Source organism: Pantoea brenneri (assembly GCF_038594305.1).
In the GTDB taxonomy this organism is placed as follows: Bacteria; Pseudomonadota; Gammaproteobacteria; order Enterobacterales; family Enterobacteriaceae; genus Pantoea; species Pantoea brenneri.
Genome location: NZ_JBCGBG010000001.1, coordinates 2,241,330 through 2,254,418, shown reverse-complemented (window position 1 = coordinate 2,254,418; position 13,089 = coordinate 2,241,330). Strand labels below are relative to the sequence as shown.

At 57.5% G+C, this 13,089-nt stretch carries 10 protein-coding genes; 4 read left to right on the top strand and 6 right to left on the bottom strand.

Going from position 1 to position 13,089, the window contains the following annotated elements; all coding sequences use genetic code 11:
• Window positions 1-85: 85 nt before the first annotated feature.
• Window positions 86-1,285 (top strand): S-methyl-5-thioribose kinase, encoded by a 1,200-nt coding sequence (mtnK, locus tag AABB92_RS10695; RefSeq protein WP_031374978.1) that lies wholly within the window; start codon window positions 86-88, stop codon window positions 1,283-1,285.
• Between the two features lie 190 nt (window positions 1,286-1,475).
• Here the strand turns inward: mtnK and fadE are convergent, their stop codons facing one another.
• Complete coding sequence (fadE, locus tag AABB92_RS10690) at window positions 1,476-3,929, bottom strand: acyl-CoA dehydrogenase FadE (RefSeq protein ID WP_031374979.1); 2,454 nt, start codon at window positions 3,927-3,929, stop codon at window positions 1,476-1,478.
• A 252-nt stretch (window positions 3,930-4,181) separates the two neighbouring features.
• Between fadE and lpcA the strand changes: the two genes are divergently transcribed.
• Together lpcA and AABB92_RS10680 are read left to right on the top strand one after the other, a co-directional pair.
• Window positions 4,182-4,760, top strand: coding sequence for a D-sedoheptulose 7-phosphate isomerase (gene lpcA, locus AABB92_RS10685; RefSeq protein ID WP_031374980.1), 579 nt, complete (start codon window positions 4,182-4,184; stop codon window positions 4,758-4,760).
• Window positions 4,761-4,810: 50 nt separating this feature from the next.
• Window positions 4,811-5,578, top strand: a complete 768-nt coding sequence (locus AABB92_RS10680) for a class II glutamine amidotransferase (protein ID WP_031374981.1) — start codon at window positions 4,811-4,813, stop codon at window positions 5,576-5,578.
• On the opposite strand, the gene dpaA is transcribed toward AABB92_RS10680, so the two are convergent.
• Window positions 5,549-6,289, bottom strand: a complete 741-nt coding sequence (gene dpaA, locus AABB92_RS10675; RefSeq protein WP_031374982.1) for a peptidoglycan meso-diaminopimelic acid protein amidase — start codon at window positions 6,287-6,289, stop codon at window positions 5,549-5,551. The two genes, AABB92_RS10680 and dpaA, sit on opposite strands and share 30 nt — an antisense overlap.
• Before the next feature lie 245 nt (window positions 6,290-6,534).
• Between dpaA and dinB the strand changes: the two genes are divergently transcribed.
• Window positions 6,535-7,590: a DNA polymerase IV gene (gene dinB / locus AABB92_RS10670; protein WP_046288501.1), complete on the top strand. Its 1,056-nt coding sequence runs from the start codon at window positions 6,535-6,537 to the stop codon at window positions 7,588-7,590.
• Window positions 7,591-7,651: 61 nt separating this feature from the next.
• Here dinB and AABB92_RS10665 read toward each other — a convergent pair whose 3' ends face one another.
• The 4 genes from AABB92_RS10665 to pepD all read right to left on the bottom strand — a co-directional run bounded on the left by AABB92_RS10665 (window position 7,652) and on the right by pepD (window position 12,965).
• Window positions 7,652-8,719: a sugar ABC transporter substrate-binding protein gene (locus AABB92_RS10665; RefSeq protein ID WP_031374983.1), complete on the bottom strand. Its 1,068-nt coding sequence runs from the start codon at window positions 8,717-8,719 to the stop codon at window positions 7,652-7,654.
• A gap of 25 nt (window positions 8,720-8,744) precedes the next feature.
• The gene (locus tag AABB92_RS10660; RefSeq protein WP_031374984.1) at window positions 8,745-9,746 is read right to left on the bottom strand and encodes an ABC transporter permease; all 1,002 of its coding nucleotides are present in this window, start codon (window positions 9,744-9,746) and stop codon (window positions 8,745-8,747) included.
• Window positions 9,743-11,248, bottom strand: a complete 1,506-nt coding sequence (locus tag AABB92_RS10655; protein WP_031374985.1) for a sugar ABC transporter ATP-binding protein — start codon at window positions 11,246-11,248, stop codon at window positions 9,743-9,745. Before AABB92_RS10655 ends, AABB92_RS10660 begins: the two co-directional genes overlap by 4 nt.
• A gap of 259 nt (window positions 11,249-11,507) precedes the next feature.
• The gene (gene pepD, locus AABB92_RS10650; RefSeq protein WP_031374986.1) at window positions 11,508-12,965 is read right to left on the bottom strand and encodes a beta-Ala-His dipeptidase; all 1,458 of its coding nucleotides are present in this window, start codon (window positions 12,963-12,965) and stop codon (window positions 11,508-11,510) included.
• Window positions 12,966-13,089: the final 124 nt, after the last annotated feature.

Sequence of the window (13,089 nt, the reverse complement as noted above, 5' to 3'; positions counted from 1 at the left end):
GTGCCAACATGCTCGACGGATGTATAGACGTCTGAACGGCTTTTACACCGGGTTTATTCAGCCTTCGAATGATGAGGAACAGGCAATGTCGCAATACCGTACCTTCACCGCTGCTGATGCGGTGGACTATGCCCGACAATTCGGCGGTCTGGATAATCCTTCCGCCCTGAGCCGTGCCGAGGAAATTGGTGACGGCAATCTTAACCTGGTGTTCAAAATTTATGACGATCAGGGCAACAGCCGGGTGGTGGTCAAGCAGGCGTTGCCTTATGTGCGCTGCGTCGGCGAGTCATGGCCTCTGACGCTGGATCGGGCGCGGCTTGAAGCGCAGACCCTGGTCGAGCACTACAAATATTGCCCACAGCACACGGTGCAGATTACCCATTACGATGCGGATCTGGCGGTGATGGTGATGGAAGATCTCTCCAGCCACCGTATCTGGCGTAGCGAGCTGGTAAAGGGCGTTTACTATCCTGACGCGCCACGGCAGCTGGGCGAATATCTGGCACAGACGCTGTTTAACACCTCCGATTTCGTGCTGCATCCGCATCAGAAGAAAGCGGAAGTGGCGCGCTTCATTAATCCGGAAATGTGCGAGATCACCGAAGATCTGTTCTTTAACGATCCCTACACCGATCATCCGCGTAACAGCTATCCGGCGGCGCTGGAGCCGTTAGTGGCCAGCCTGCGTCACGATGATGCGCTGCGTATTGCGGTAGCTGGTCTCAAGCACCGCTTCTTTGCCCATGCCGAAGCCTTGCTGCATGGCGATATCCACAGCGGATCGATTTTTGTCGCGGACGGTAGCCTGAAAGCGATTGATGCTGAATTTGGCTATTTCGGGCCGATGGGCTTTGATATCGGCACCGCGCTCGGCAATCTGCTGATCAACTATTGCGGCCTGCCCGGTCTGCTGCCGCCGCGTGAAGCCGCCGATGCCCGTGAGCAACGCCTGAGCGATGTGCATAGCGTCTGGACAACCTTCTCCAGCCGTTTCCAGGCGCTGGCGGCGGAGAAAACCGCTGACGTGGCGCTGGCTTATCCCGGCTATGTCGATGCCTTCCTGCGCAAAGTATGGGCGGATACCATCGGCTACTGCGGTACCGAACTGATTCGCCGCACGGTGGGAATGTCACATGTGGCGGATATGAAGCTGATCGCCGATCCGGCGATGCGTACCGACTGCATCCGTAACGCGATTAACCTGGGACGCACGCTGATACTGGCGGCCGATCATGTAGAAAATGTGGATGCGCTGATTGCCCGCATCCGTCAGGCAGGATAAAAAAGGCCGACGTGATGTCGGCCTTTAGATAAAACAAGAATCTTGCTGGCGATGAGGGGGATGCCAGCGCAGGAAGCACGCTCAGATTAAACGCTAAAGCCATTGATGGCGTTGTTGCGTCTTTACGGAGGGCATACGCTCCCTGAGCCTGCGCTCAATTAACGGGCCGACATCACATCGGCCCGCCGCCTTATGCCGCCTCGCTGGCACGTGCCGAAGCGGATTGAGGTTTCTTCTCTGGCACCGGTACCGCCAGTGCATCCGCTTCAAACTCATCCACATTGATAGAACGCAGGCGGCTGGTTTCTGCGCGGCGCAATATCTCGGCTTCTTTATCGTCAATCCAGCCCTGCTCCAGCGCCCGTTTTGCCAGCTCATCCAGCCGGGTAAAGGAGAGGTGCTGCTTGCTCTGTTTGCTCAGTCTGTCGTGAATCACTTCCGCAGCCATTACATCCTGCAACGCCTGTTCCAGCTGACCGGCCGGATTGTTATCAACCGGTGCCAGATACTGTCCGCGTCCCAGACGTGTGCGGGTGGCAGACGGCAGTTGCAGCATTTTTGCCAGCTGATGATCAAGACGATCGGACGGTGCCGGGCAGTGATGACCACCGGCGAAAATCACCAGGCGTAACGCACCCGCCACCAGCCGGTTAGGGAAGTTGCGCAGCAGGTCATCGATAGCCACTTCCGCCTGATGCAGCGCATCCTGAACGCCCCAATGCACCAGCGGCAGATCGGCTTCGTTACGGCCTTCATCGTCGTAGCGCTTCAGCGTGGCAGAGGCCAGATAAAGCTGGCTCAGGACATCACCCAGTCGCGCCGAGATGCGTTCACGACGTTTCAGGCTACCGCCCAGCACCGCCATTGAGACATCTGACAGCAACGCGAGGTTGGCGCTGATGCGGTTGAGATGCTGATAATAACGACGCGTCGCATCACGGGTCGGGGTGGCGCTGGTGCGTCCGCCGGTCAGGCCGAGCCACAGACTGCGCACCTGATTACTGCCGACGTGGCCGATATGGCTGAACAGCGCCCGATCAAAAGCGTCAACGTCGTTACTGGCCGCGGCCGCCATCTCCTGCAGAACATAAGGATGGCAACGAATTGCCCCCTGGCCGAAGATGATCATGCTGCGGGTTAAGATGTTCGCCCCTTCAACGGTAATCGCGATCGGTGCACCCTGATAGGCGCGCGCCAGGAAGTTGCTGTTACCGAGCATAATGCCTTTACCGCCGGCAATATCCATCGCGTCGATGATCGCCCGCTGACCGCGATGGGTGCAGTGATATTTCACAATCGCCGACAGTACCGCCGGTTTTTCACCCTGCATAATACCGGCGGTGATCAGCGTTGCTGCCGCATCCATCACGTAAGCATTACCGGCAATGCGTGCCAGTGGCTCTTCAATCCCTTCCATTTTACCGATCGACAGTCTGAACTGACGGCGGATATGGGCATAGGCACCAATTGCCAGCGCCACGCTTTTCAGGCTGCCGGTCGAGTTGGACGGCAGGGTAATGCCGCGACCCACTGACAGACATTCAACCAGCATACGCCAGCCCTGTCCGGCCATTTCCGGTCCGCCGATGATGTAATCGATCGGCACGAAAATATCCTTACCACGGGTCGGACCGTTCTGGAACGGCACGTTAAGCGGGAAGTGACGGTGACCGATTTCCACGCCGGGGGTGTTGGTCGGGATCAACGCGCAGGTAATGCCCGGATGGGTGTTATCGCTGAGCAGATGATCGGGATCGGACAGTTTAAACGCCAGCCCCAGCACGGTCGCGATAGGCGCCAGCGTGATGTAGCGTTTGTTCCAGGTCAGGCGCATACCCAGCACCTGCTGACCCTGCCATTCACCCATACACACTACGCCGGTATCGGGAATCGCACCGGCATCTGAGCCGGCTTCCGGGCTGGTCAGGGCGAAGCAGGGGATTTCATCGCCACGCGCCAGACGCGGTAAATAGTGGTTTTTCTGTTCGTCAGTACCGTAGTGCTGCAGCAGTTCGCCCGGACCGAGCGAGTTCGGTACACCGACGGTAATCGCCAGGATGCCCGATACGCCAGCCAGTTTCTGCAACACGCGAGCCTGGGCATAAGCGGAAAACTCCAGCCCGCCATACTCTTTTTTGATGATCATCGCGAAGAAGCGATGCTGTTTCAGATAAGCCCACAGTTCCGGCGGCAGATCGGCCATTTCATGAGTAATCTGGAAATCATTCGCCAGCCGGCACGCTTCTTCAACCGGACCCTCCAGGAAGGCCTGCTCATCCGGTGTCAGGTGCGGCTGAGGATAGTTATGCAGCTTCTGCCAGTCCGGTTTGCCCTGAAACAGATCGCCTTCCCACCAGGTGGTTCCGGCATCGATCGCTTCTTTCTCGGTGCGTGACATTGGCGGCATCACCTGCTGAAAACGCTGCAGTATCGGTTTTGAAAACAGATTACGGCGCAGCGACGGCAGGTTAAACGGCAACAGAATAATAGCCAGTGGCAGCAGCAGCCACGGCGTCCAGAGGTGTGCGGCCGCCATCGCCGCGGTCCACAGCAGCAGAATCAGGCTGCTCAGCCGCAACGACAGGCGGTGGTAGAACAGGGCGCCAATCAGCACCACCGTGGCAAGTATCGAAACAACCATCATAATGAACCGCTCCGTAAGTAGTAAGAGGTCTGACCTGTTGAGTAGAGGTTTAGAGCAGTTGGCTCTTTTTATCAATTCGTTTACATCGCAATTACAACCTGACTCACAAAATCAATTTTCCGACCCGTTTCGCTGGCGGCTGTGCAGAGATAATGCCAGCGGCGATCGGGCCGGAATGGCGTGATGCTTTGCGCCGCCCAGGCATTCCGTTAAACTTGCTGCGATTAACCTCTGCTAAAAAAGGACCTCCCTATGTACCAGGACATCATCCGCTCTGAGCTCAACGAAGCCGCCGATACGCTGAATAAATTCCTCAGCGATGACGCGAATATCCATGCGATCCAGCGTGCTGCGGTGCTGCTGGCTGACAGTTTCAAGGCGGGCGGCAAGGTGCTCTCCTGCGGCAACGGTGGGTCGCACTGCGACGCGATGCATTTCGCCGAAGAGCTGACCGGTCGCTATCGTGAAAATCGTCCTGGCTATCCGGCGATTGCGATTTCAGACGTCAGCCATCTCTCCTGCGTCAGTAACGACTTTGGCTACGATTACGTCTTTTCGCGTTATGTTGAAGCGGTAGGCCGTCCGGGCGATGTGCTGCTGGGGCTCTCCACCTCCGGCAACTCGGCCAACATCATTAAGGCGATTGAGGCGGCGCGGGCGCAGGGGATGAAAGTGATCACCCTGACCGGCAAAGATGGCGGTAAGATGGCGGGCAGTGCTGACATTGAAATCCGGGTGCCGCACTTTGGTTATGCCGATCGCATTCAGGAGATCCACATTAAAGTGATCCATATTCTGATGCTGCTGATCGAAAAAGAGATGGTGAAGTAACACTCTGGCCTCTCGCCTGGCGGGAGGCGTCTTACTCTAAGGTGGTGGCTATGTGCGAATTGCTCGGGATGAGCGCCAATGTTCCCACGGATATCTGTTTCAGCTTTACCGGCCTGGTGCAGCGTGGTGGCGGAACCGGCCCACATAAAGATGGCTGGGGCATTACCTTTTACGAAGATAAAGGCTGTCGTACCTTTAAGGATCCTCTGCCGAGCTTCAATTCGCCGATAGCGCGGCTGGTGCAGGAGTACCCGATCAAATCGCATTCGGTGGTGGCGCACATCCGCCAGGCGAATCGCGGTCAGGTCTCGCTGGAAAACACCCATCCGTTTACCCGCGAACTGTGGGGCCGTAACTGGACCTACGCCCATAACGGGCAGCTAAAGGGCTACCGTCAGCTGGAGACCGGGACCTTTCGTCCGGTCGGGGAGACCGACAGCGAAAAGGCGTTCTGCTGGATTTTACATCAGCTGGCGACGCGTTATCCCCGCACGCCGGGTAACTGGCCAGCGGTGTTTCGCTTCATCGGTGAACTGGCGGGCAGCCTGCGGCAGAAAGGGGTGTTTAACATGCTGCTGTCGGACGGGCGTTATCTGATGGCCTTCTGCTCCACCAACCTGTTCTGGATCACCCGACGCGCGCCGTTTGGCCGCGCACAGCTGCTCGATCAGGATGTAGAGGTTGATTTTCAGCAGCACACCACGCCGCATGACGTGGTGACGGTGATTGCGACGCAGCCGCTGACGGCCAATGAAACCTGGCAGCGGATTGTGCCAGGTGAGTGGGCGTTATTCTGCCTTGGAGAGCGCCAGGAATGAGCGTGAAGCAGCTTCGGGATTGGTCACTACCGGGCTGCTGTTCATCACATACTTACCGCTGGCGACGTTAACCGTTGGTGGCTGGTGATACTTCGCAAAATAAGCGTAACCCGGCTGCAACTGCTGCCAGAAACTGGCGTAGGTAGAGTAACGGTGACGCTGCATATTGCTGTCGGTCATGCGGAATGGATAGATACTGATGCTGATATCCTGCTGGCCGTTACGCAGCGCCGCATTGACATAAGTAAAGATCTCATCCATATAGGCGTTCGTCATGGCATAGCAGCCAATCGACTTACAGTCGCCATGAATCATCAGGTAGTTACCGCTGTAGCCCTGATTGCGATCGTACTGGTTCGGAAAGCCGATATTGATCGCGCGATAAAACCGGCTATCCGGTTTCAGCTGGTTCAGCCTGACGTTATAAAATCCTTCCGGGCTTTTGAAATCGCCTTCACGACGTTTCGGGCCGAGACCACCAGAAAAATTACAGATGCGATAGGTATCCAGCAGGCGGTATTCGTTACCAATTTTGCCGTACAGTTCGAGGGTACGCTCTTCCTTGAAAATCTGAATATAAACCGGCGTGCCGAGTAACTGTTTCTTTAATTCTTTACTGACCGGTGCCGCTTGCTGAGCGGGTTCTGGGGTCATTGCCATGCTGAGGGCTGGCAGTAAAATCATCGCAAACAGGAGTGCGATTTTGCCCATGCTGTGTGTACCTTGAGGTGAAGAGAACAATGACGCGAATCGTGCGTCTCTGCTTGCATTATCGGAACTATCCGCTACCGCAGCGCAACATTAAACATTGTCTGTTTTTTTAGCAAGACAGCGCGCCAGAAATTCGCGATTTCCTGAACAGAATACGGACAGAAATTTGTAAACTTTAATGCCGGCCGCGACAAATATTGCAGTTACCTTCGCCAACTGTATACTTATCCAGTGCTGGAGGGGGTATGCGTAAAATCATTCATGTCGATATGGACTGCTTCTATGCTGCGGTGGAGATGCGCGATAATCCCCTGTTGCGTGACATCCCGATTGCCATCGGCGGCAGCCGCGAACGTCGCGGTGTCATCAGTACCGCTAACTACCCGGCGCGCAAATATGGCGTGCGCAGCGCCATGCCGACCGGGATGGCGCTCAAGTTATGTCCCCATCTGCGGCTGCTGCCAGGCCGCTTTGATGCCTACAAAGAAGCCTCGGCGCAGATTCGCGAGATCTTCACCCGCTACACACCGCTGATTGAACCGCTGTCGCTGGATGAAGCCTATCTGGATGTGACAGACAGCCCGCACTGCCACGGCTCTGCCACCCTGATCGCCCAGGATATCCGCGCGACTATCCTGCGTGAAACTCAGCTGACCGCCTCGGCCGGCATCGCACCGATTAAATTTCTGGCGAAAATCGCCTCCGACATGAATAAGCCGGACGGACAGTTTGTCATCACGCCGGCGGAGATGTCCGGTTTTTTACTGACGCTGCCGCTGGCGAAGATCCCGGGCGTGGGCAAGGTGTCGGCAAAAAAGCTGGAGGAGATGGGCCTGGTGACCTGCGGAGATGTGCAGAAGGCGGATTTAGCCCAGTTGCTGAAGCGCTTTGGTAAGTTTGGCCGGGTGCTGTGGGAGCGCAGCAACGGCATTGACGAGCGTGGCGTGGTGGTTGAGCGGGAACGTAAATCACTCGGGGTTGAGCGTACGCTGGCCGAAGACATTAACGACTGGGACGCCTGCCTGGAGATCATCGATTTTCTCTATGCCGAGCTGGATCGCCGGCTGAGCCAGATTCGGCCCGATAAGCAGGTGGCGCGGCAGGGCGTGAAACTGAAGTTCAGCGACTTTCAGCAGACCACCCAGGAACACATCTGGCCGGTGCTGAATAAAGAGGACATGATCGCGATTGCCAAAAAAACCTGGGATGAGCGTCGGGTCGGGCGGGGCGTCAGGCTGGTGGGGTTGCACGTCACCCTGCTCGATCCCCAGCTGGAACGACAGCTGTTACTGGGGTTGTAGCGCGGTCTGGCGATAAGTGCGCGTCAGCCTGGCGTGCCTGCCAGTACTGACGCGCCGTCACTTACTTGTGATTTTTCGCTGCCAGAGTGGCGAACCACGGCGCGACGAAATCGTCATTACTACCCCAGCCTGGGACGATTTTATTCAGCGAGGCAACGTTTACCGCGCCGGGCTGGCTGTTGAGCTGCTGCTGAGAGATCGACGCAGCCTTAAACTGATAGGTGGCTGGCGTCGCTTCACCGGCAATCTTTTTCGCTACCAGACGCATGTTTACCGCGCCAATGGTTTTCGGGTCCACCGCCACGGTCTGAACCCACGGGCTGTTCTTCTCACGCATCAGCTGCAAATCCTGGTTCGAGACATCGATGCTGTAGAGCTTGATCTCGGTACGCCCGTTCTCCTGCAGCGCTTTATAGGCGCCCTGGCTGAAGGCGTCCCACGCGCCCCAGATGGCGTCAATCTTGCCTTTCGGGTATTTCGCCAGAATGGCCCCAATCTTGTTTGCGGTATCACCCTGTACATCGGTAGAGACGGCGCCAATCGACTCCAGCTGATGAATGCCAGGATTCTCCTTCAGCAGTTTCTCGTACACCACCTGACGGCGTTCCATTGGCGGGAAGCCCGCCACCCACAATTTGACGATGTTGGCTTTGCCGTTGAAATCGCTGATTAACTGACCCAGCGACAGCTGCGCCAGCGATGCGTCATCCTGCGCCGTCACGGTCACGCCCTCAATCGGGTTATCAACCGGGGTATCAAACACCGACAGCTTAATACCGGCGTCGGCGATGCGTTTGACCAGACCGCTGGCGTAGGGCGCTTTACCGTGCGACAGCACGATGCCGTCATACTTCTGGCTGATCGCCTGGTTAACGAAATCCTGGAAACGCGCGTCGTCGCCGTTACTGAGGAAAGTGCTGACCTTAAAGCCGAGCTGACGGCCCTGCTGAATCGCACCTGCGACAAACTGGGTGGTGTTATCGTCAGAACCGAGGTTACGGATCACCGCGATGCGGATCGGGCCGTCGTGACTGGCGATAGCCGCGGGCACCGGGGTAACGGTCTCCGCGAAAGCGGCGCTGGCGTTCAGCAGGCTCAGGGCCAGCAGCGAGAGCGTTATTTTTTGCATTATTATCAACTCCGGTCAGTGCGCCTCAGCGGCGCTGGATATAGGTGATTGCCAGTGCCAAAGCCAGCACCAGCCCTTTAATAATGTCCATGGCGTAATAGGGGACGGAGAGCATCACCAGGCCGTTCTGCAATACCCCGAGGATCACCGCGCCGACCAGCGTGCCGAGCGCATTCGGTTTGCCCGATCCCGCCAGCGAGAAGCCAATCCACGCCGCCGCCACCGCATCCATCAGGTAGCCGCCACCGGCGTTAACCTGTGATGAACCAATACGTGAGGCCAGCAGAATGCCGCCCAGTCCGGCCAGCAGCGAGGCGATCACATAGGCCAGCACGCGATAGCGGGTAGTGCGGATACCGGAGAGTCGCGCCGCTTCGGGATTGCCGCCGAGGGCATACATCCGGCGGCCATGTTTGGTCAGCGACAGCGCCAGCTGGGCCACGACCGTTACCACCAGCATAATGATCACGATGGCTGGCACCTGACCCAGCAGGCCAAACGCCGCCGGGATAGTGCCTTCCGCCATATCGCCGCTCGGCAACACCATGTTTTCCGTGATCGAGCCGCCAAAGCTGTAGGTCATCGCCACGCCCTGAATCACAAACAGCGTCGCCAGCGTGGCCAGCATGTCGGGGATCCGCAGGATGACAATCAGAAAGGCGTTAAACAGCCCGACCAGGCTGCAGAGCGCCAGGGTAATCAGGATTGCTTCGGTGGTGTCGAGGCCGTGCCAGACAAACAGCGAAATCACCAGCGCGTTGGCCAGCGAAGCGGTCGAGCCGACCGAAAGATCGAAGCCGCCGACAGTCAGTGAGATCGATACGCCGACCGCGATGACCGTAACAATCGCAATCGATCGCAAAATATTGATGATGTTGTTAGGTTCGAGAAAACTGTCTGAGGCCAGGCCAAAGGCGGCGATCAGGATCACCACCGTCAGTAACATGCCCCATTTATAAAGGAAGTCGAACAGTTGATGACGCCATGAAGATGATGGCAGATTCAGGCTGGTTTCTTTGCTGCTCACGCAGGGGTTCCTCCGGTGGAATAAAGCAAAAGCGTCTCTTCAGTGACATCGCGCGCGGCCAGTTCAGCCACAATGCGTCCATCCCAGAGCACACAAATCCGGTCGCATAAGCCGACCAGTTCAGAAAATTCACCTGACGCGTAGATAATGCCTTTGCCTTCGCGCGCCAGACCATCGATCAGAGTGAACAGTTCGGTTTTGGCTTTGATATCGACGCCTTTGGTCGGCTCATCGAAAATCAGCACGTCGGCGTTGTTACGCAGCCATTTGCCAATCGCCACTTTTTGCTGATTCCCCCCGGAGAGGCGGCGCAGTGGTTGGGCCGGACCGGTAGTCCGCACCTGAAGTCGCTGAATGATGGCCTCTGCCCAGCGCCACGCCTGGCGATGGCCGAACAGGCTCCAGCGCGAGAAACTGTCGTCCGCGCTGACGCTCAGATTCATCGCCACCGATTCATCAATAAAGATGCCCTCTTTACGCCGCTCTTCCGGCACCAGCGCCATGCGCCGGCTGACCGAATCGTGCGGGGAGCGCGGCTGCCACGGCTGGCCGTGCAGCTCTCCCCGACTGACGCGGCTTTTACTGGCACCAAACAGCGCTTTGCACAGTTCGGTCTTTCCGGCACCGGCCAGTCCGGCGATGCCGAGAATTTCGCCCTGATGCAGCCGCAGCGAGATATCCTGCAGCAGGTGTTCATCATGCAGTCCGTCGACCGCCAGTAGTAGCGGCTGCGGCTGTGGTTCACGCCGGGCGGGATAGATGTCGGTGAGCTGATGCCCAAGCATTTTTTCCACAATCTGCTCACCGCTTAGCGCAGCCATCGGGCCGCTTTCAATCAGCCGGCCATCGCGCAGCACCGTCAGGCGATCGCAAATCGCTTTCAGTTCGTGAATCCGGTGAGAGATAAATATCACGCCGATACCGCTGGCCTGCAGGCGACGCACCACGGTGAATAGCCGCTCGCTCTCATGCTGGTCGAGCGGGGCGGTGGGTTCATCCAGAATCAGAAAGCGGCAATGATGCGACAGCGCACGCGCCAGCAGGATCTGTTGCTTTTCAGCGAGGGTGCAGCGCTCGACCAGCCGATTGACGTCCAGCGTCACCTCGAGCTGCGCCAGTAAGGCTTGCGCCTGACGACGTATCTCACCCCAGCGGTAGCGGTGGCCTGGTTCCGCCAGCCGATCCAGCAGTATGTTTTCCGCCACGCTGAGCTGTGGCACCAGCGCCACATCAACTTCCTGCTGAACCAGATGAATCCCCAACTGCTTTGCGTCGCGCGGGCTGCGGAGGGTGACCGGAACGCCATCCAGCAGGATCTCGCCGCTGTAGTGACTGTGGGCGCCGGACAGCACCGCCATCAGGGTCGATTTTCCTGCGCCATTCGCGCCGGTCAGCGCGTGAACAGAGTGGCCTTCACTGACGAAATCTACCGATGAGAGTGCGGCAAATCCGCCAAAAGCGATGGAGATGTTACGCATCTCGAGGCGGTTTAACGCAGCCATGTCACCATTCTCCTGAAGAATCACTGGCCGCATTTTTTCCTGAAGCTTCAGGCGCGGCAACGACCGAAAGCGCATAAGCTAGCACGAAACGGTATTAGCCATCCAGACATCTGGACATAACGGCGGCTAAAACCAGCGAAGCGTGAAAGCGTGGCGTATTCAGGCGGGGAAGGGCGTTCGGGGTGGTGAATTATGCTGTTGCGGCACGGCGGGCATAAAAAAACCAGGCCGAAGCCTGGTTAAACTTTTTGCGGTGAGATTACTTTTCTGGCACCACATTCAGCAAGGTGGTCAGCAATTTCCAGTAAAGGCCGACGCTTTCAATGTGTACCTGCTCATCCGGTGAGTGCGGACCGGTAATGGTCGGACCGATCGACACCATATCCATCTGTGGATACGGTTTTTTGAACAGACCGCACTCCAGACCGGCGTGAATCACCTGAATGTTTGGCGTTTTGTCGAACAGCGCGATATAGGTCTGACGGGTCAGCGCCATGATCGGCGAGTCCGCGTCTGGCTGCCAGCCTGGGTAGCCGCCTTTCGCTTTGGTCTGCGCGCCTGCCAGCTGGCCAAGCGAGGTCAGCATCTGCACCACATAATCGCGTCCGGTGTCGATCAGTGAACGGATCAGGCAGTTGATTTCTGCTTTATCCGCTTCCATCGTCACCACGCCGATATTCAGTGACGTTTCGACCACGCCTTTGGCGACGTCTGAGTTACGGATTACGCCGTTCGGCGTGCTGTTCAGCAGATTAAGGAAGCGATCGCGGCTGTCGGCGGTTAATGCTTCACCCTGATGCGCCAGCGGTTCGGTGACCAGCGCGATGTTCGGCTCTTTAATGCCGTGCTCGTTCTGGATGGCGGTCAGGAAATGCGCCGCAGCAGATTTCAGCGCATCGGCCTGGTGGCTGTCGACTGCAACGGTTGCAAAGGCTTCACGCGGAATGGCGTTACGCAGCGTACCGCCGCTGAACGCCAGCAGACGCAGATCCAGTTCGGCAGCGTGCGCCGCCAGGAAACGCGCCAGCAGCTTGTTGGCGTTGCCGAGGCCCATATGAATGTCGGCACCGGAGTGGCCACCGCGCAGCCCTTTCAGCGTCAGCTTCAGGGTTTCAAAGCTGGCAGGCACCGCTTCACGGGTCAGTGGCAGGGTGGTAACGAAGTCGATACCTCCCGCGCATCCCATGTAGATCTCACCTTCTTCTTCCGAGTCGGTGTTGATCAGGATTTCGGCCTGCAGCCAGTTGGGTTGCAGACCAAAAGCGCCATCCATGCCGGTTTCTTCGGTCATGGTCAGCAGCACTTCCAGCGGGCCGTGGGTCAGGCTGCTGTCAGCCAGTACCGCCAGCGCCGATGCCATACCGATGCCGTTGTCAGCCCCCAGCGTGGTGCCGCGCGCTTTGACCCATTCGCCGTCAATCCACGGCTGAATCGGATCTTTGGTGAAGTCGTGTACGGTATCGTTATTCTTCTGCGGCACCATATCGAGGTGGGCCTGCAGCGCGACCGGCTTGCGGTTTTCCATCCCGGCAGTGGCGGGTTTACGAATCAGGATATTGCCGACCTGATCGCGCTCACACCAGAAGCCTTGCTCTTTGGCCCAGCCGACGATGTAACTCGCCAGCGCTTCTTCATGAAAAGAGGGATGAGGAATGGAGCAAATCTTAGCGAAAATATCCCACAGTGGCTGTGGAGAGAGTTGAGACAATTCAGACACGACAAGTCTCCTGTGTCAGTGCGCCGGACCAGCCGGACATCGCGAGTTTCCAGTGAAAGATCGCCGCCAGAGAATCTGGCGAGATGGCCTGAGAATATCACTGTTTTTCCCCGGGTGCGCACTC